The organism is Rahnella sp. BIGb0236 (assembly GCF_004364755.1).
Lineage (GTDB): Bacteria > Pseudomonadota > Gammaproteobacteria > Enterobacterales > Enterobacteriaceae > Rahnella > Rahnella victoriana.
Genome location: NZ_SOAO01000001.1, coordinates 583,621 through 602,228, shown reverse-complemented (window position 1 = coordinate 602,228; position 18,608 = coordinate 583,621). Strand labels below are relative to the sequence as shown.

Annotated in this window: 15 protein-coding genes; 5 read left to right on the top strand and 10 right to left on the bottom strand. The window is 54.9% G+C overall.

Features of this window, described 5'->3' with window-relative positions; translation table 11 throughout:
• Nucleotides 1-34 precede the first annotated feature (34 nt).
• Nucleotides 35-1,630 carry an ABC transporter substrate-binding protein gene (locus EDF78_RS02615; RefSeq protein ID WP_133822559.1) on the bottom strand — a complete coding sequence of 532 codons (1,596 nt, stop codon included), beginning with the start codon at nucleotides 1,628-1,630 and terminating at the stop codon, nucleotides 35-37.
• Between the two features lie 99 nt (nucleotides 1,631-1,729).
• A complete protein-coding gene (locus EDF78_RS02610; protein ID WP_095925837.1) occupies nucleotides 1,730-2,884 on the bottom strand; it encodes a mandelate racemase family protein in 1,155 nt (384 codons plus the stop codon).
• A gap of 388 nt (nucleotides 2,885-3,272) precedes the next feature.
• Between EDF78_RS02610 and exoX the strand changes: the two genes are divergently transcribed.
• Nucleotides 3,273-3,935, top strand: a complete 663-nt coding sequence (gene exoX, locus EDF78_RS02605; RefSeq protein ID WP_095925467.1) for an exodeoxyribonuclease X — start codon at nucleotides 3,273-3,275, stop codon at nucleotides 3,933-3,935.
• A gap of 4 nt (nucleotides 3,936-3,939) precedes the next feature.
• Here the strand turns inward: exoX and EDF78_RS02600 are convergent, their stop codons facing one another.
• The gene (locus EDF78_RS02600) at nucleotides 3,940-4,845 is read right to left on the bottom strand and encodes a LysR family transcriptional regulator (RefSeq protein WP_133822472.1); all 906 of its coding nucleotides are present in this window, start codon (nucleotides 4,843-4,845) and stop codon (nucleotides 3,940-3,942) included.
• A gap of 134 nt (nucleotides 4,846-4,979) precedes the next feature.
• Between EDF78_RS02600 and EDF78_RS02595 the strand changes: the two genes are divergently transcribed.
• Entirely contained in the window at nucleotides 4,980-6,398 is a 1,419-nt protein-coding gene (locus tag EDF78_RS02595) for an MFS transporter (protein ID WP_133822471.1), read from the top strand.
• A gap of 31 nt (nucleotides 6,399-6,429) precedes the next feature.
• A complete protein-coding gene (locus tag EDF78_RS02590; RefSeq protein WP_133822470.1) occupies nucleotides 6,430-6,669 on the top strand; it encodes a DUF1272 domain-containing protein in 240 nt (79 codons plus the stop codon).
• A 14-nt stretch (nucleotides 6,670-6,683) separates the two neighbouring features.
• Here the strand turns inward: EDF78_RS02590 and EDF78_RS02585 are convergent, their stop codons facing one another.
• Nucleotides 6,684-7,058 (bottom strand): DUF4440 domain-containing protein, encoded by a 375-nt coding sequence (locus tag EDF78_RS02585; protein WP_133822469.1) that lies wholly within the window; start codon nucleotides 7,056-7,058, stop codon nucleotides 6,684-6,686.
• Between the two features lie 138 nt (nucleotides 7,059-7,196).
• On the opposite strand from EDF78_RS02585, the gene EDF78_RS02580 reads away from it, so the two are divergent.
• On the top strand, nucleotides 7,197-7,856 hold the full coding sequence (locus EDF78_RS02580; RefSeq protein ID WP_133822468.1) for a hypothetical protein: 660 nt from the start codon (nucleotides 7,197-7,199) through the stop codon (nucleotides 7,854-7,856).
• A 151-nt stretch (nucleotides 7,857-8,007) separates the two neighbouring features.
• Nucleotides 8,008-8,229, top strand: a complete 222-nt coding sequence (locus EDF78_RS02575; RefSeq protein ID WP_133822467.1) for a YdgH/BhsA/McbA-like domain containing protein — start codon at nucleotides 8,008-8,010, stop codon at nucleotides 8,227-8,229.
• 130 nt (nucleotides 8,230-8,359) lie between these two features.
• On the opposite strand, the gene EDF78_RS02570 is transcribed toward EDF78_RS02575, so the two are convergent.
• The 6 genes from EDF78_RS02570 to rhaS all read right to left on the bottom strand — a co-directional run bounded on the left by EDF78_RS02570 (nucleotide 8,360) and on the right by rhaS (nucleotide 18,249).
• Nucleotides 8,360-10,759, bottom strand: a complete 2,400-nt coding sequence (locus EDF78_RS02570) for a glucose/quinate/shikimate family membrane-bound PQQ-dependent dehydrogenase (RefSeq protein ID WP_095925457.1) — start codon at nucleotides 10,757-10,759, stop codon at nucleotides 8,360-8,362.
• A gap of 181 nt (nucleotides 10,760-10,940) precedes the next feature.
• Nucleotides 10,941-13,094, bottom strand: coding sequence for a TonB-dependent receptor PqqU (pqqU, locus tag EDF78_RS02565; RefSeq protein WP_133822466.1), 2,154 nt, complete (start codon nucleotides 13,092-13,094; stop codon nucleotides 10,941-10,943).
• An 846-nt stretch (nucleotides 13,095-13,940) separates the two neighbouring features.
• Nucleotides 13,941-15,017, bottom strand: a complete 1,077-nt coding sequence (locus EDF78_RS02560) for a hypothetical protein (RefSeq protein WP_133822465.1) — start codon at nucleotides 15,015-15,017, stop codon at nucleotides 13,941-13,943.
• 141 nt (nucleotides 15,018-15,158) lie between these two features.
• Nucleotides 15,159-15,740 carry an LUD domain-containing protein gene (locus EDF78_RS02555; RefSeq protein ID WP_119824812.1) on the bottom strand — a complete coding sequence of 194 codons (582 nt, stop codon included), beginning with the start codon at nucleotides 15,738-15,740 and terminating at the stop codon, nucleotides 15,159-15,161.
• A 55-nt stretch (nucleotides 15,741-15,795) separates the two neighbouring features.
• The gene (gene aldA, locus EDF78_RS02550) at nucleotides 15,796-17,235 is read right to left on the bottom strand and encodes an aldehyde dehydrogenase (RefSeq protein ID WP_095925448.1); all 1,440 of its coding nucleotides are present in this window, start codon (nucleotides 17,233-17,235) and stop codon (nucleotides 15,796-15,798) included.
• Between the two features lie 195 nt (nucleotides 17,236-17,430).
• A complete protein-coding gene (rhaS, locus tag EDF78_RS02545) occupies nucleotides 17,431-18,249 on the bottom strand; it encodes an HTH-type transcriptional activator RhaS (RefSeq protein WP_131693581.1) in 819 nt (272 codons plus the stop codon).
• Between the last annotated feature and the right edge of the window lie 359 nt (nucleotides 18,250-18,608).

Genomic DNA, 18,608 nt, shown 5'->3' with positions numbered 1-18,608 from the left:
GTTTGCTTTGTTGCAGGAGCCGGGATTTGCATGGTCATAACCCTTTACCTCCGGTTGGCTGCACGTCGGCAGGTTCGTCTTTCCAGACATCGCGCAGGAAGGTGGTCGCGGAAGGATGCAGCAGGTAATTTTTGACATCCCTGCGCACCACGATGGAATCCACCATTTGTGAAACCGGCACCAGCGCCGGGATCAGCGCGTCGTAGCGTTGCTGAATGGCGAAGTAATCCTGTTTCTGTTTTTCCGGATCGCGTTCCAGCAGCGCCTGATCAATCTGCGCATTCAGCTGCTTGTCGTAAAAACCGGTGCGCCAGCCCTGAAAATTGGTCAGCCGCGCCGCATCGTTGTTGTCCGGGTTATAAACCAGCGCGCGCAGGCTGGAATGCGGATGCGGTTCCACGCCGCTGCCGCCACGCCCGACCAGCATCGCGAACTTACGTTCACGCATCGCACCGTAAATCTGGTTGCCGGTACCGGTGACGATTTTGGCGCGAATGCCTGCCTGCATCAGCGTCGACTGCACGGCAATGGCGATATTGAGGAAAGGCTGATCCGCCAGCACCCGCAGCGTGGTATCAAAACCGTCGGGATAACCGGCTTCCGCCAGCAGGGTTTTGGCGCGAGGAATATCCAGCGTGTAACCCGGATCCGGCAATGTGGCAGGCATACCGACCTGAATCGGCCGCTGATGCACAATGCCATAGCCGTTCATCAGCGCCTTGCCGATACCCTGATAATCAATCAGATAGCGCACCGCTTCGCGCACTTTCGGGTTGGCGAAATGAGGCTCTTTCATGCTCATCGCCACGTAATAAATGGTGCCTTTTTTCACCTGATCGACCTGCATAGCCGGGTCGTGACTCAGCGCCTTAACGTCGGACACAGCCATGTTATTGGCAATATCCAGGTCGCCTTTTTCAATCATCAGGCGCAATGTCTGGGATTCCTGAAAATGACGGAATACCACGCGGGAAAGTTTCGGCTCGCCGCGCCAGTACTGCGGATTACGGCTCATGTTCAGCACGTCTTTTGCCTGCCAGTTATCGAGGCGGAACGGGCCGGAACCGGCTTCGTTAGTGGTCAGCCAGCGGTTGCCCCAGTCGCCGTTCACTTCATGCGCCTGCACGGTTTTGCTGTCCAGCGCCACCACGCTGCCGAGCGCGGCCAGCGAGTAGATCACCAGTTTCGGGTCATTCGGTTTAGGCAGCTGAATTTCGACGATACCGGGAGACGGCGAACGCACCATCTCATCGACATTCTTTTTGCTGAAACCGTAGGATTTCCACACCGACGCCTGCGCCAGATTGAGGTGCAGGATCCGGCGCATCGACCACACCACATCGTCGGCGGTGACCGGATTACCGGAGTGGAATTTCACGCCGTCGCGCAGATGAAAGGTGATGAGGTTGCGGTCGGCATTGACCTCCCACGAGGTCGCCAGCGCCGGGCGCACATTGGTCAGTTGTTGCGGATCCAGTTCAATCAGCGGGTCGTAAAGATTGACCACGATGCCGACAATGTCATTGCCGGTCATCGCTGCCGGATCGAGCGTTAACAGGTTATTCATGTTCATGCCGATGATCAGCTGGTCGGGCGGCGTTTTCGCCTGCGCCGTCCAGCCACCGGTCATCAGCAGGAGCGCGAAAAGCCACGCGCCCCATGTTTTGCCAGAGTTCATGATGTACCTTCCGGGTAGAGTCAGAGGTTTATTATTTTTTCTGCCCGCAGGTCAGTCGCGGCTGACGGTATGGGTTTCTATGTAATCAAAATTGATGTCCTCGCCCAGGCCAGGGCGGTCAGAGAGATGCACAAAGCCCTGTTCATCCATCGGATCAACAATGCTGTTCAGATACGCTGCCGGTTCGTCGTACTCGAGGAACGGATGCAGCAGACCGCGTTCGTACCAGCGGCAGTTGCGGATGGCACCGACCACCGCCAGACTGGCCGCGCCGTTGCCGTGCACTTCGCAGTCCATGCCGAAGGCTTCCGCCAGACTGGCGACTTTCATGCACGGCGAGATGCCGCCGACGCCATTGGCTCCGGCACGTAAAATGTCGCAGGCACCGGCTTTCACCCAGTCCGCACGGCTGTGGTGTTTACCGCCGAGACTTTCCGGCCCGATCACGTCGATAGACAGGTTTTCCGCCAGCCATGCGTACGACGCCATGCTCTCTTCTTCCATCGGTTCTTCGAACCACGCGAAGTTGAGTTTTTCCAGCGCCTTACCAATCGTCAGCGCCTGACTGCGGCTGTACCAGTGATAGCCGTCGAGCATCAGGTCGATATCCGGGCCGACCGCTTCACGCACGGCGGCGCAGGCTTTGATATCCATTTTCGGATCCGGCGCGAACGCCACCGGCGGCATCCAGGTGTGCAGCTTGATGGCCTGATAACCGCGGGCCACCAGCTTCTCGGCGAACTGGCCGAACTCGTCCGGCGTCGACAGCCCGCCTTTCAGCTCATCGCCGCACATGGTGCTGCCGTACGCCGGGACTTTTTCACGGAATCCGCCCAGCAGTTTGTGCACCGGCATGTTGAGTTTGCGGCCAATCAGATCCCACAGCGCCTGCTCGACAAACGACAGCGCCCGTTCGGTCAGCTGATGCGCGCTGCCACGCTGCCAGTGCACCAAATCCTGCCACAGACGCTCGCGGTCGAACGGATTCTGGCCGATCAGCACTTTTCTGAAAAAGGCGTTCACAACATGCGGACGCACCACTTCCGGCGGCGCAAAGGAATAGCCGCAATCGCCTTCATCGGTGGTGATGGTTAACATCGCCATTTTCGCCTGACTTTCTTCACCCGGATGAGAATGACCCGCGCTGTCAGAAACGCGACGGGTCGGATAAGTAAAAACAGAAACTTCAACAGAACTTATTTTCACAGCGATACCTGCCATTACTGAGAGAGTTGACGCTCTTCAGAGCGCACCGCAATTGCGTGTTCATTCAGCCATGTGAGCGCGCTCACATTTCTTTAAAACCGCAATCCAACAATAATAAAATACCGTTTCATTATTGAACTTAGCCAGTTTACGGACGCATTTCCACGGCTAAAAGCCGAAAATTTTGGGGTTTGTTTGGGCATCTGCACGGGTGAATGTGAGCATTTTCACGAAAGCGGGAAGAAATGTGATCTGTACAGGAAATAGACGGAACGACTGTGAGGACATATTTGTGCGTGCACTTTGTGATGAGAAAAGTGGGCATGAGGAAATCAATCCGTTAGGCTAGCGTTTTTAGAAAGAGTCCGGTGAGCCTCTGGAGTGGAATATGTTGCGTGTAATTGATACGGAAACCTGCGGACTGCAAGGCGGCGTGGTGGAAGTGGCCTCTGTCGATATTGAAAACGGTAAAATCGTCAATCCGATGAGCGATCTGGTGCGCCCTGACCGCCCGATCAGCCATCAGGCGATGGCAATCCACAAAATCACCGAGGCGATGGTGGCCGACAAACCGTGGATTGAAGAGATCATCCCCCGCTACCACGGCAGTCAATATTATGTGGCGCATAACGCCAGTTTTGACCAGCGTATGCTGCCTGAGATGCCGGGCGACTGGATTTGCACCGTGAAACTTTCCCGCCGTTTATGGCCGGGGATCAAATACAGCAACATGGCGCTCTATAAATCCCTCAAATTGCAGGTTGCCACGCCAGCCGATCTGCATCATCACCGCGCACTGTTTGACTGCTACATCACTGCCGCGCTGCTGATCCGCATCATGGAGGAATCCGGCTGGACGCCGGAAGAAATGGTGACGATCACCGGGCGACCTGCGTTAGTCAGCACCATGATGTTCGGCAAATATCGCGGCAGGAAAATTGCCGAAATAGCCGAAGACGACCCGATGTATCTGCGCTGGATGCTCAACAACATCAAGGAATTAACGCCTGATTTGCGCATGACGCTGAAGCATTATCTGGAAGCGGAGTAAACCGTTAACCCGGCCCTTTTTCCCGGCACACACTCAGCACCAGTTGCCGCAGCCAGCGGTGCGCGGGGTCGACTTCTGAACGCGGATGCCACATCTGGGAAATGGTGATTTCCCGGGTTTTTACCGGCAGTTCAAAGGCATAAAGCCGGTCTGGCTCAGCAATGAGGAATGACGCGGGGATCAGCGCCACCAGATCGGAGTTTTGCGCAATCGCCAGGGCGGCGGAAAAACCCGGCACGACGGCGGCAATTTTCCTTTTCAGCCCGACTTCGGCCAGCGCGTCATCCACAGGTCCGTAAGTGTTGTTGCGACGTGAAACGACAACATGCCCGAACGACACATAATCGTTCGCGGTAAGCTCTTTCTCCGCCGCCAGCGGATGGCCTTTTCTGACCACGCCCATAAACCTGTCGCGGAACAACGTCTGTAAGCGGATTTCCGGCCCCATATCGCCTAAAACACCGATCTCAAGATCGACCCGCCCTTCCCGCAGCGCATTTGAGGTTTTTTCCGGTTTTGGCATAAACCGCAGACACACAGAAGGGGCTACCTGCGCGGCGGCGGCAATCATCGCTGCGCCGAAAGCCACCACAAAACCGTCGTTGGATCGGATCAGGAAAGTACGCTCAAGTCTGGCTAAATTGAAATCTGCTGATGAGGGCCGTAACAGGGCGCGCGCCTCAAAGGCGGCATTCTGCGCACGCTGGCGGATCTCTTCGGCGTAAGGCGTCAGCACCATATTTCGCCCGGCGCGCACCAGCAGCGGGTCGCCGGTGGTGGCACGCAGGCGACTCAATGTGCGGCTCATGGCCGACGCGCTTAATCCCAGACGTCGGGCAGCAGCGGCTACACTTGCTTCAGCCAGCAGCACATCAAGTGCAATAAGTAAGTTCAGATCGGGTTCAGTCATCTGAACAGAGTAACGCAACGGCAATAATGAGAGAAGGCGTTTGGTGCAGGTATTAAGTGCAGATAGTGCGTCTTCCGCACTATATTTACCGCCGGTATAGTTACCTGACTCAATATCAATAAGGCGAATGCGTTATGGAACTTTTTTCCGACCAACCAGGCGATGAAGGATTACCCGGCCACGAACGGGGACTGGCCATGGCAGCCGTGATGATCATGGCAACGATGGCGGTATTCGACGGTTCGATGGTCAACATCGCCCTGCCGCAAATCGCGCAGGCGATGGCGATTCCGGCGGGCGCGGCGGTGTGGGTGTCGAACGGTTATCTGCTTTCCGCATCCATGACGCTGGCAATCTTCGCCGCGCTGGCCAGCCGCATCGGTTTCCGTCCGCTGTTTGCCGCCGGACTGACGGTGTTCACCCTTGCCTCTTTGGGTTGTGCGCTGTCATCATCGCTCGACATGTTGATTATCATGCGGGTGCTTCAGGGAATTGGCGCAGCAGCCACGCTGAGTATTGGCCCGGCGATATTGCGCTCCGTTTTCCCCAACCGCCTTCTCGGACGAATACTGGGGCTGAATGCTCTGATGATCGCCACCAGCACCGCTGTCGCGCCGGTGCTGGGCGGGACAATATTATCGGCGATGAGCTGGCAGTGGCTGTTCGCGATCAATATTCCGCTCGGCATTATTGCGGTCATTCTTACGCTGCGCGTGGTGCCATCAAACCCCGCCAGTACGCGCCAGCCGTTTGATACTGCCGGGGCGATTTTATCGGCAGTCGCACTGGGCGCGCTGATTATGGCGGCAGAATCCTTTGCGCATCCGGGAAATGACAAACTTGCCACCGCCATAACCTATGGCCTGACGGCGATAATTGCAGGCGTGGCCTTTGTCTGGCGTCAGCGTCGGGCGCCAAAACCGCTGCTGCCGCTCGGCATGTTTGCCTCCACGCGGTTCACGCTGGCGGCCTTCACCTCCCTGGCCTCATTCGTCAGCCAGGGCATCACCTTTGTCGCGCTGCCGTTCCTGTTTCAGAGCGTTTACGGTTACAGCGCCTTTGTTTCCGCATTACTTTTCACGCCGTGGCCGCTGGGGATTATTCTCGCCGCGCCACACGCAGGACGCCTCGCTGACCGCTATCCGGCAGCGATCATTTCGACCGTGGGATTGTGCGTGTTCGCGCTGGGTTTATTGCTGCTGGCACAACTGCCACAACACCCGCAGATGTGGGATATTTGTCTGCGAAGCTTTGTCTGCGGCCTCGGTTTCGGCTGTTTCCAGAGTCCGAACAACCGCGAAATGCTCTCCAACGCTTCACGGGAAAACAGCGGCTATGCCTCCGGCGTGCTGGCGATCATGCGCACCTTCGGACAGTGTCTGGGAACGGCGTGCGTCGGCATTATCCTGACACTTTATTCTGCCAGCACGGTGTTACACGAAGCGCAGGCGGTGAAGGTCAGTTTGTGGGTCGCGGTGATTGCCACGGTGCTGGCGATGCTGATCAGTCTGAGCCGCTTGCGAAACCCTGCCACTCACCTGCAGAATGGCTGAAACATAAACGTGCTGAGGAAGGATAAATTCTATGCTGGAACTGAGACCCAACTGTGAGTGCTGCAACACCGATCTGCCGCCTGCCGCCGATGCGAGGATTTGTTCGTTTGAATGCACCTTCTGCGTTCCTTGTGCCGAAAACACGCTGAAGGGAGTATGCCCCAACTGCGGCGGAGAACTTGTCGCCCGTCCGCGCAGACCGGCGAATAAGCTGGCAAATAATCCGGCCTCCACTACGCGGGTCTTTAAGCCAGAGGGTTGTGCTTCTTAGTTCCGCGCAAGGTGTCACGCCAGCGTTTCAGCCGCTGGCGTGCCCTGATGAAAAATCATCTGCCAGCCGGTTCCTACGACTTTCGTCCAGCAAGAGGAGCGCAGCGTATAACGCCGCTTTTCATCTCCCGTGCGCGTAAAGGTTTTATACGTCAGGATCGCGCAACCTTCATTAAGCCTCTGCAGCTGAAAATCTTTCGCTTCGAGGTTTAATTCTTGTGTTTCAGTAGTCAGCGCCGCCACTGTCTGTTGCCGGTCAACCATTCGCCCCGAACGCGTGATTTCGCGGAAGGCCGGATGCAGAACCCTTTCCAGCCACTTTTCATCTGTGCGTCTGCCACCATGAAGGCTACATTCCAGCGCCTTTATCTCTTCCAGAACCTCATTCATCGTGTTACTCCTCCTCTCAGGGGATGTAAAAAACCGTCGATTTCCAGATACTGAACTAAAGTTATGCTTTCCCTTTCGCTCCCTGAGCCTGCCGGGAATTTAGGAAGTCGCTATCATCATTATAAATAAGGGATTTTAATGCCTCGCTATTTTTCTCTGGTTTCTTCATCTGCGCTCATTGGTTCGGTTTTTCTGCTCACCGGATGCCCGCCGCCGCCTGATCTCACCCAGTGGCAACGCCCCAAAACCAACATCGATGAAACGCGTGTTGCGATGGGACAATGCGGCGTCCCGCTTCCGGGGCCTGAACCTTCTTTTACTGAGAATGAAACGGTGCTGTATTTCCAGTGCATGGAGGGGAAAGGATTTACCTATAAGGGTGATTTCCATATTTGTGATTACCACAAAAACACCCCTGCCTGCATCGGGAAACAGCAGGGACATCCGCTGAGCCAGCGGCAGCTCGAAGCGCTACCTTTTGTAGCCGATGAGGGTTTTCACCCGATCAAACCGGATTCAGGCCGGGTTGAATCGCAGCTCATCAGCTGGCGTAAAGCAGGCGCCTCACTGCATTTTTCGCACGCTGTTGAGAACGATAAGCTCGCGTTACAGGTGATGTATGAGTGCGGATATCCGAAACCCTTAGGCTCGGTTCCTTTTATTCCGACTGTCCTGAAAGCGGCGAAAGTTCAGCAATGTATGCTGGATAAAGGCTTCGAACCGAAACATAAACTCATGCTGGTTTGCCGAAACTATCCTCAGGTGACAGGGTGTGGTGCGCAGAAACCCCTGCCTTGATGAGGTGACTTTATCGCATCACAATCGTTCAAATAATTTGATGGTTATCAGCAAAACCCTCCGCTATCCATCAGGGGCTGCCAGGTCTATTCTTTATCTCAACGGAGGCACAACGCCTTCACCTGTTAATCTGAGAGAAGGAAATTTGGTCATGAGATCAATCAAACTTTTTGCTGTAGCTGTTGCCCTTACTGCTGTCACTTTCGGTAGCGTTGCTGCTCAACTCAATACCGTTACCGCAACAAGCACCACGCTGGACGGTATGGAATCCACCTTTGCAGCGAAAGCCGCAGCTGCCGGTGCAACGTCATACAAAATCATTGAAGCCGGTGGTCAGAATCAGATCCACGGCACTGCCATTCTCTACAAATGATTCATGACTGCTGACGGATCAGCCAGAAGGAGCCACCTGCAGGTGGCTTTTTTTGTTTTTGGGGAAACTGTTCAGATGTAAAAAAGGCCGCTTTCGCGGCCTTTCAGATTTCAGAGCTTATGACGGCTGATTATTTCGCGTCAGCGTCTGGCAGTGCGTAAGCGATGATGTAATCGCCCAGTTTGGTGCCGAACGAACCGTGACCGCCTGCTGCGATAACAACGTATTGTTTACCGTTCACAGAGTACGTCATCGGGGTCGCCTGGCCGCCTGCTGGCAGACGTGCTTCCCACAGTTTGTCACCGTTGCTCATATCGAATGCGCGCAGGTAGTTGTCTGCGGTCGCTGCGATGAAGAACACGTTACCGGCCGTAGAAATCGGTGCGCCCAGCATTGGCATACCCATTTTGAACGGCAGCGGTAATGGTGAACTGTCGCGCACGGTACCGATACGTTTTTTCCACACGATATCGTTGGTTTTCAGGTCAACGCCGGAGATGTAACCCCATGAAGGCTGTTTACAAGGGAAGCCCAGTGGAGACAGGAACGGGTTCAGCGTCACGCCAAATGGCACGCCGTACTGCGGCTGAATGCCGGTCTCAGTACCGGAACCGCCTTTATCGTTCTCATCCGGCTCCATAGGGTTGCCCGGACCGCGTGGGATCAGTTTAGACACGAATGGCAGGGCAATCGGGTTAGCGATAGCCACCTGACGGTCAGTATCTACTGAAATGCCGCCCCACTCGAACATACCGAGGTTGCCCGGGAACACCAGCGTGCCCTGCTCGGACGGCGGTGTGAAGGTGCCTTCATAACGCAGTTTGTGGAAGATCACACGACACATCAGCTGGTCGTAGATCGTCGCGCCCCACATGTCTTTACCGGTCAGTTTGGCTTCCGGACGGAAAGTCAGTTTGGAGAATGGCTGAGTCGGAGAAACGTGGTCACCTTTCGCTGCGCCTTGCGGTACAGGTTTTTCTGGTGCATCAACAATCAGCTTACCGTCACGGCGATCCAGCACGAAGATGTTACCGGTTTTAGTCGGAACATAAATCGCAGGGACTTTGTTGCCGTTCTTGTCAGTGATATCAGCCAGTGTTGGCTGCGCCGGCACGTCCATATCCCACAGGTCATGGTGAACCGTCTGATAGAACCACGCCAGTTTACCGGTGGTCGCGTTCAGCGCCAGCAGGCCGCTCGCGTAACGTTCCATCTCCGGAGTACGGTTGCCGCCCCAGATATCAGGTGTTGCCACGCCGATTGGCAGGTAAACCAGATCCAGTTTGTCATCATAAGCCGCAGGTGCCCATGAGTTCGGGGAGTTCGGTGTGAAGTGCTGACCATCTTCTGGGATTTTGTTCGGCTCAGCCGCACCCGGATCGAAGGCCCACAGCAGTTTACCGGTTTCCACATCAAAGCCACGGATCACGCCGGAAGGCTCGCGGTTTGAGTAGTTATCAGTAACCGCACCCGCCACGATGATCACAGATTTAGTGATGATTGGCGGTGAAGTTGGCTCGTAGTGGCCTGGCGTTGCGTAAGGCATATTGCCCTGCAGGTTCAGCTCACCGTTGTTACCGAATGCCGGGCAACGTGCGCCGGTTTCAGCGTCGAGTGCGAACAGACGGCCATCGTTGACGGGCAGAATAATACGACGTGCACAGACAGCAGGGGCTGCGCCGTTAGCCGCATCACCTTGTGCCGCAGGCGTTGTCTCATGATAAGACACACCACGACAGGTCACGTGCTGGAAGGTCGGGTTAGAATTGAGCTGCGGATCGAATTTCCACTTCTCTTTACCGGTCGCGGCATCCAGAGCAAACAGTTTCTGGTGCGGCGTACACAGGTACAGCATATCGCCGATTTTGATTGGCGTGACTTCGTCGGTGATTTCGCCCGGATCGTTCGGGGTCTTCAGGTCACCGGTACGGAAAGTCCATGCCACGTCGAGTTTGCTGACGTTTTTATCGTTGATCTGGTTCAGTGGCGAGTAACGGGTACCGCCCTGAGTACGGCCATAGGCAGGCCAGTCACTGGCGGGAACGCCGGAATCTGTCGCAGCCGGTGCCGCATCAGCAGCTTTGATAGTGCCGTTAATTTCCTGCGGATCGTTGAAGACGGAGTACGCCAGCACAATCACGGTGAACAGCAGGGAAACGGCCAGTGCGCCACGCGCGAACGCGTTTTTCGCCAGCATCTGGTTGTAAACAACCGGCAGCAGGATCCACAGGCCCAGGAAGAAGGTGACGTCAAGACGCGGCGTCAGTGCCCAGAAATCAGTGCCCACTTCCCATACGGACCAGATAGTGGTGCCGAGCAGGAAGACTGCGTACAACAGCAGTGCAGACGAGCGACGGCGGTACAGCAGCCACGCGGTAACCAGCGAGATAACACCGGCAATAATGTAATAAAGAGAACCACCTAATTTTGCCAGCCAGATACCGCCGACAAGAAGATAAATCCCGCTTAACGCGGCGAACAAAGCGGTAATTATGACGACGATGCGTGATAACGAGGCTTTCGTTTCCATAGTTGATGACCTTACTGATTTTTTATAATCGTCGATTCAGGGACGACCCGAATCTTCAAGAACATCCGGTTCTCACCGGGTGTCATTCCGTGCATGTGTTGCCGTGTTTCAAAACGTGCAGGTTCGGGCAACACCGCGTGGTTCATAGTGCTTACTGACTGAAAAACTGGCTTTCTGATATTTACTCAAAACTATAAGAAAGCGTTGCGCCGCCACCGTAGTTTCTGCCAGGTGCCGGTTCGAAATAACGACCGTTGCCTTCGTTGACGATCACCGAGCCGACATAGTTTCTGTCGAACAGGTTGTCGACGCGGGTAAACAGGTCGAGCGTCACTTTGTCCCAGTTGAAGCGGTAACCGGCGTTCACGCTGGCGACGGTATACGCCGGTGCCTGCTCGCTGTTTTCGTCATTCACTTCAATGTCGCTCATGTAACGGACATCTGCCCCGGCGTGCCAGCCATCAACCGGTGCCCACTCAAGGGAAGCGTAGCCCATATTGCGGGCGATACCCGGCAGACGGTTGCCCGCTGGCGTGCAATCCCCCGCGCCACAGGTCTCATTACGGAAGGTGGCATCGAGCAACGTCCAGGCCATTTTCACGCGCCAGTTCTCTTCAATCTGCTGATCTAACGACAGTTCCAGACCGCGACGGCGGGTCTTGCCGGCGTTGGTATAACTCGAACGTCCGCCGACACTTTCAGCAACAATCAATTCGTCGTCGGTATCGGTCTGGAAGACCGCCGCAGTGACCAGACCATTGCCGACGCGCCATTTGCTGCCCAGTTCTACGGTATTGCTGGTGGACGGTTCCAGACCGAGATTCAGGCCGGACTGGCCATCAGTACGGTAAGAAAGTTCATTGATGGTCGGCGTTTCAAATCCACGACCGGCAGAAATGTAGGTATTGAGCGCTGGCGTCACCGCGTAGTTCAGGGAGGCCATCGGCAGCAGTTTGTGATAACGGCGCGAACCGCTGTCATCCGGGTTGCTGCCGGTGATGTAGTAATCCTGCGAATCGAAACTGACCGTGCTGTAACGCGCACCGACATCCAGCGTCCAGCGCGGTGTCAGGTTCCACGTCGTTTGCAGATAGGGATCGAGGTTCCACATCACGTTCTTTTCGTTACGGCGTTCGTCGCCTTTTACGCCCAGATCGCCTTCGCTGTTAAAGTTTTCGTAACCGAAGCGGCGCTCGGTCATGGTTTCGTAGTCCAGCCCGCCGGTCAGCGTGACCGGGACAGAACCGAGATCGCCCTGATGCGTCCAGCGGGTATCCACGCCGGAATATTTACGTTCAAGAACGATAACGCCGCCTGCGTTCAGCGGGTTTTTCTGCGACGCGGCCGGAATGGTCTGGTACTGCGTCGTGTGGCGTTCGCCGTGATAAGTCATCAGGCTGAACTCGTCGTTCTCGCCCATCTGACGCTGATAGCGCAGGCCGACTTGTGTCTGATCGAGACTCTTACGGGCGTTGTACTGACCGGCGCGTTTCGCCTGCGTCGGGTTATCATGCCATTCAGATTCTGTCAGGCCGCCCGGATCGTTGGCATCGACGGAGACGCTGTTAAACATCAGCGTCAGGGTGCTGTCGTCGTCAATGCGCACACCGAGCTTGCCGTTACCGAGGTTTTTCTGGGTGCCGCTGTGATCGCGGTAGCCGTCAGTGGTGAAACGGGAACCGGAAATCAGGTAATTCACATCACCGGCATGGGTGCCGTCACCGGTCGCACCGCTGGCTTTCACGCTGTTACGGAATGAACCGTAGCTGCCAAAATAGGTGCCCGCTTCCAGTTTTGCAGGCTGAGAACCGGTCTGGGTATCCACGTTCACCACGCCGCCGGACGCATTGCCGTACAGCGCCGAGAACGGCCCGCGCAGCACTTCGACGCGCTCCACCGAGTTGAGATCGATATTGGAGGTCTGCCCCTGCCCGTCCGGCATGGTGGCCGGAATACCATCAACGTAAATACGCACGCCGCGCACGCCATACATAGAACGGCTGCCGAATCCGCGTACGGAAAGCTGCAAGTCCTGCGCATAGTTCTGGCGGTTCTGAACCTGCAAACCGGGGACGCTGCCCAGGCTTTCGGAAAGATTGACCTGCGCTTTGCTGTTTCTGAAATCTTCACCATCAATCACGCTGACGGCCGCCGGGGTATCGAGTTCAGACAACTCACCGGTGCTGGCCCGTTTGATGACCATCATCGTCGACGCATCGGATGCGTCACCCGTCTCACCTTTCGGCGTCGCGGTAGCTGACTGTGCGTAACTGACTGAAACAGGGTTCAGAAATGACAAAAACGTGATGATAAAAGCAGAGGTTTTGGCGTTCACTTTATGAGTTCTTTTGTTTTTACGTTAAAAGGTTGAGTCAAAAAAGACGACGCATCTCTCAATTTTAGACATTAGAAGTAGACATAAATCGACCAATCTGATTGAGAGCCGTGAGGTGGCTCACTATAGTTTTTTTCTTCCTGTTAGTACATACGCAACTTTACAAATATAACTTTTTAACAAAATATCGCACTTCGTGTACATCGGAAGCCGCGTTCAATTTTAATTTCCGCGCAAAACCCGTGGATTTATTCCTCATGCGACGTTTTTATTCACCAATAAAATAAAAACAGCCTTTCATTCGAAATTTGACCCGCCTGCGGGCAAGGCTTTATCATCAGCACAATGGAAACGATTACATAATATTTAACGTACTGATAAATAAAGCATTAACAAAAAACCACATCAGGCAAGAATTGCGTATTTACCAGGGCGGACTTTCGGATTTTCCATTCCCCTTTCAACTTTCGAAACTCCGACGAAAGCCCCGGTTGCAGAATAAATATAGACCACAATTTTAAGACAGTGGAATATTCGACGCTGTTTTTTCATCCGATCAGTTCCGTGTATTGCCACTGCCCGGTCTTTACAAAAGATATAAAACCGAAAATAACCTGACTGTACAAAATATCCACAACAGCGGGCGGGAAAGCGTTTTCACAGCGCCGGCAGACAAGAGGCATCATGACGTTTTGTCATCGTCATGTGATTCCCCTGTCAGATCGCCGCGCCCAAGTGACACACAAACAGGGGGGAATTCGAAGCACAGGGGCGGGATGTGGCAATGCGGATCGAGCAAGCGGCTGCGGTAGCCGTGAAGTAAAGGCAGGGAATGACAGCCGCCCGCTACGCCTTGCGGCTCCAGGCGATGGTATGGGATAGCGCGTAAACGACGGTGCCCAGCAATGCGGCAGGTGTGAGGCTGTCAAACCAATGTCCCGTTTGGGCATCGGTATACATCACCAGTGCAACGACGGCGAGGCCCATCATGGCGCTGGGAATGTGGATCCAGCGGGAGAAGCGTTCTTTTTGCGCCTTGTAGGCGGCGAATTCCTTGCTGGTACGCTCGAGTGCATTGCTCAGGCGTTCACAGTCGTCCTCGTTATCGCGGGAGCGTTCCGCCAGGCGGCTGTTTTCCTCTTCCAGTGCGGCGAGCTGTTTTTTCAGTTTCGCCGTTTCACTCTTCACCGACTGCCCTTCGTACTCTTCCAGTTTCAGGCTCGCCCGCAACTGAGTGACTTTACGGTTTGCCTCTGCAGTCAGTTCTTTCTGCTGACCGAGCAGGGCGTAATTCCCGTCGGCACGTCGGTTGGCGGCGTGGCGTTTGTCTTCTTCCTCACTTAACCGGCGGTCATATTCGGTTTCCAGCTCACTGACGCGCTGTTGCAGAGTATCGCGTGCGGCGGCCATGGCGGCCATCTGGCTGCCGGTATAGGCGATCAGGCGGTTCGCGGCGTCCAGTTCGGCTGAGCTGGAATTTCCGGTAGCCCGCTGGCGGGAGCGCAGCAGCGCCAGTTCGTCGGCATGCTGCTTTTTCTGTATTTCTGACTGGCGTTGCAGGTCGCTGATCCGCGTGTTCAGGCGGAACAGTTCGTCTTTCATCCGCTCCGCGTCTTCATTGGGACCCGTGCCGGTTTTACTGCGCGCAACGGCCAGTTCATGCATCAGGCTGCGCACCTGTTTTTGCAGGGAAGCGAGTTTTTCGAGGGTGACGGCGGTGTCTTTATACACCGTTTTGACTTTGGCCTTTTCTGTATCAGGACGGCTGAAACTGACGCCGTTCAGCGCGCTTTCCACTTCGCGGGCGATAGCCGTTTTATCCATTGCCTTCATGCGGTTACATGCGCTGGCCAGAAAGCTCGCCGCTTCGTGGCCGTTACCGGTGCCAAAAGCTTGTTTGATAAGGCTCTGTATCACGCTCATGGGTGTCGCGCTCACTCACAGAAAATAGTCAGGATATGCCTGATATGCATCGATTTACTGATTGTATCAGATAGGATTTATTTTATTTACAGGAGTTATTTTAGACGAAGTGAGTACAGCAGGATCCATGGGTTTTCGGACTTAAATCGCGATCACCCGGAGGCTTTTCACGCCTTTGGCGCCCAGCATCAGCGCACTTTCGCTGTCGGCCATCGCCGCCGGGCCGGTGATCATAATGGTGTAGCGGGCATTGAAAGGTTGCGGCTGCCGGTGGGCCAGATGCAGATGTTCGATGATATGTTGAACGTCGAGAAGTACCACCAGATTTTTGGCCATCGCACTGAGCGTGTTGACGCATAAATGATGATCGCTGAGAAACACCGCGCCGGTTTCTGCCACGCCAAAGCAGGCGCGTACCACCCCCACATCCACCTCTTTCAGCGATGCCGCATCGCTACGCGCGTTAAAATCCACATCAGCAATGATTTCCGGTGTGGCGGAGCAGAACCGGGCGTCGGCCGGATACACCCCGCGCAGATAGGCGTTCAGCGTGGTGTAACCGTTTCGGGGTGTCCGCAAAAACGTCTCATCCCAGAGGCCGCCCATCAGGGTCAGCGCACGGCCAAAATCCGCCACAGGATGGGGTTCTTCACTCTGTGGCGGGAACAGCGTTTGCATGAATTTATGCTGACGAATACCGGTCAGGAAATCGTGACGGCTCATGATATGTCCTTTCTGGCCGGAGTCAGGTTGCCCTGCTCCGGCCAGTCACTGCGGATTAATGGAATTGCAGGTAGGCAACATGCGTTTGCAGGTATTCCTGCAAGCCGTGTTTGCCGTCTGCGCCGCCGACGCCTGATTTACGCCAGCCTGCATGGAAGCCCTGCATCGCCTCGAAGTTTTCGCGGTTGATGTAGGTTTCGCCGAATTTCAGCTGTTTCAGGGCTTTCATCGCCGTGTTGATGTTGCTGGTGTAAATCGACGACGTCAGGCCATATTCGCTGTCGTTCGCCATCGCGATGGCTTCATCCAGCGTTTTGAAGGTGGCGACCGGCAACACCGGGCCAAACACTTCTTCGTGCATGATCGGCATATCCTGTTTCACATCCACCAGCACGGTCGGCTGATAGAAGAAACCTTTGTCGCCGTGACGTTTCCCGCCCAGCAGCACTTTCGCACCCTGTGACACGGCTTTCGCCACTTTCTCTTCCACGCGCTGTAACGCTGCGCCGCTGATCAGCGGGCCCATATCCAGTTCTTTTTGCTCGGCAGTATTGCCGAAGGTGACTTTTTTCATCGCCTCGCTGATGCGGGAAATGAATTCGTCGTAGACGCCTTCCTGCACGTACACACGTTCGGCACAGTTACACACCTGTCCGGTGTTGATCACACGGGAGCTGACGATGGCTTTCACCGCCAGATCCAGATCCGCGTCATTCATCACGATGGCCGGGGCTTTGCCGCCCAGTTCCAGCGAGACTTTGGTGACGTTCTGCGCCGCGGCGGTCATGGTGGCGATACCGGCGGCCACGCTGCCGGTCAGGCTGACCATACCGACTTTCGGGTTGGCTGCCAGTTCCTGGCCGACGGTCGGGCCGTAGCCGGTGACAATGTTGAGCACGCCTTTTGGCAGACCGATTTTGTGAATGATTTCTGCGAAGATCACCGCATTGTTCGGTGTGATTTCGCTCGGTTTGATGACGATGGTGTTACCGGTGATCAGCGCCGGTGCGGCTTTGCGGGCAATCAGGAAGAACGGGAAGTTCCACGGCAAAATACCGGTGGTCACGCCGATGGCTTTGCGGAACACAAAGATATTTTCGTTCGGACGGTCGCTCTGAATGATTTCGCCTTCGTAACGGCGCGCCCATTCCGCCATGTAATCGAGATAATCGGCGGTGAACAGCACTTCGGTTTGCGCCAGACCGTAGGTTTTACCGCCTTCCGCAATAATGGTTTCGGTCAGTTCGGCTTCGCGCTCGCGGATGCCTGCGGCGATTTTGTGCAGCCATACGCCGCGTTCAACCGCTGGCAACGCTTCCCAGCCGGGTTGCGCCGCTTCGGCGGCATCAATGGCTTTTTTAGCGTCTTCTGCTGAGCCTTCAGGGATTTGTGAAATCACCTGTTCTGTGGCCGGATTCACAACGTCAATCCACTTTCCGCCGGTGTTTTCAACGAATTCGCCGTTGATGTACATACGTTTCTGAACTGTGCTCATGTCTAGGGTCTCCCAGGTACGGATAGAGGTGATGAACGAGTTGTTAATAAAAAAGCTCTTTTTTGTGAAGTTTTAACAGCCTGTTCTATCCGTCTGGTTTTTACCTTTCCGTGATTGCCATTTAATTTTGAGAAATGGCAAAAATGTCATGTTCGGACTGTCCGACATAACAATTTTGCAAAATACGGGGAGGGACTACTGGCGAACGCTTCGTGGCGCATAGCCAAATTCGCGTTTGAACAAGGTGGAGAAGTAATTGCTGTCGCAGAAGCCGCAATTGTGGGCGATTTCGGTGATCGGGCTGTCGCTGAAACGCAGCATATTACGGGCATTCAGGAGACGCAGACGGTTAAGGTAATTCAGTGGCGTACAGCCGGTTTGCTGTTTCATCTGCCGGTGCAAGGTACGCAGCGACATGGAAAACTGCGCCGCCAGTTGCGGCCAGTCGATTTCCTCATCGTAATGTTCGTTCATCCAGTCCAGCACATTATTCAGATCGCCGCCCTGCCCACGATAACCGACATCACGGCTGCCTTTACGCAGCAACAATAACAGCTGCATGAAATACAACTCCTGCTGCGCCTGTGATTCCGGCAACCGGGTGGCAGGTTTTCGCGCCAGCAGGTCAATCAGCGTTTTGGCCTGCACAATCTGGTTCGGGCTGATGCGCCAGTGCGCCGGATAAATGCCATCGGTTTCCTGCGGCAGCAGATCACTGACGCCGTTCAGAAAGCGAAAGGCATTCGGGCTGCGGTACAGCACATTGGTCAGATGCAGGTTTTCCGTGTCTTCATAAAGATGATGGTCGCAGTGGCGGACAAAACACACGCTGCCCGCACTGAGGATCAGCGGCTGGTCGTTAAACACATGGGTGCCCGTTCCCCGTTCGACCAGCACGATTTCATTGAAATCCTGATGATGGTGTTCAGGAAAGGTTTCCTGCGGATAACGGGGTTCAATGGTGACCGGGAAATCTCCTGAGGGAAAATACTCACTACTGCGTAACACGGTCATTTCCGACTCCTTATTAACATTATCGTAATATCTTAGTCGGCACCGGGGCAGCCATCGGGCTGAAACTGTGATCAGCCATCCGCTTTTGAACAAAACATTTATATCCTTACGCAATCCGGCGCAATCCGGCGTACCGCTTAGCTTTACGCCTGTTTTCAGTACGGCTTTCAGAAACCGGTAATCTGTGTTTTTCGGAACGTTTGGCATGACCGAAACAAGATTGTTATCAATTTGTGAGGTTGTTCGCTTAAACCTTTGCTTCTTTGCCATAGTTCGCCCTCAACTGGCACTCGCGGAAAGGTCAGTCTGTCAGCAACCTCCTAGAGTCGTGATCATGCGCCTGGCGCGTCGGCAACTTT

Bases quoted from the DNA above. Each gene is read 5' to 3' on its own strand.
- EDF78_RS02595 (WP_133822471.1), top strand. From the start codon at position 4,980: ATGGAACTTTTTTCCGACCAACCAGGCGATGAAGGATTACCCGGCCAC.
- EDF78_RS02600 (WP_133822472.1), bottom strand. From the start codon at position 4,845: ATGACTGAACCCGATCTGAACTTACTTATTGCACTTGATGTGCTGCTG.
- EDF78_RS02615 (WP_133822559.1), bottom strand. From the start codon at position 1,630: ATGACCGGTGGCTGGACGGCGCAGGCGAAAACGCCGCCCGACCAGCTG.
- EDF78_RS02570 (WP_095925457.1), bottom strand. From the start codon at position 10,759: ATGGAAACGAAAGCCTCGTTATCACGCATCGTCGTCATAATTACCGCT.
- EDF78_RS02560 (WP_133822465.1), bottom strand. From the start codon at position 15,017: ATGAGCGTGATACAGAGCCTTATCAAACAAGCTTTTGGCACCGGTAAC.
- EDF78_RS02590 (WP_133822470.1), top strand. From the start codon at position 6,430: ATGCTGGAACTGAGACCCAACTGTGAGTGCTGCAACACCGATCTGCCG.
- aldA (WP_095925448.1), bottom strand. From the start codon at position 17,235: ATGAGCACAGTTCAGAAACGTATGTACATCAACGGCGAATTCGTTGAA.
- EDF78_RS02585 (WP_133822469.1), bottom strand. From the start codon at position 7,058: ATGAATGAGGTTCTGGAAGAGATAAAGGCGCTGGAATGTAGCCTTCAT.
- EDF78_RS02580 (WP_133822468.1), top strand. From the start codon at position 7,197: ATGCCTCGCTATTTTTCTCTGGTTTCTTCATCTGCGCTCATTGGTTCG.
- EDF78_RS02555 (WP_119824812.1), bottom strand. From the start codon at position 15,740: ATGAGCCGTCACGATTTCCTGACCGGTATTCGTCAGCATAAATTCATG.
- exoX (WP_095925467.1), top strand. From the start codon at position 3,273: ATGTTGCGTGTAATTGATACGGAAACCTGCGGACTGCAAGGCGGCGTG.
- rhaS (WP_131693581.1), bottom strand. From the start codon at position 18,249: ATGACCGTGTTACGCAGTAGTGAGTATTTTCCCTCAGGAGATTTCCCG.
- EDF78_RS02575 (WP_133822467.1), top strand. From the start codon at position 8,008: ATGAGATCAATCAAACTTTTTGCTGTAGCTGTTGCCCTTACTGCTGTC.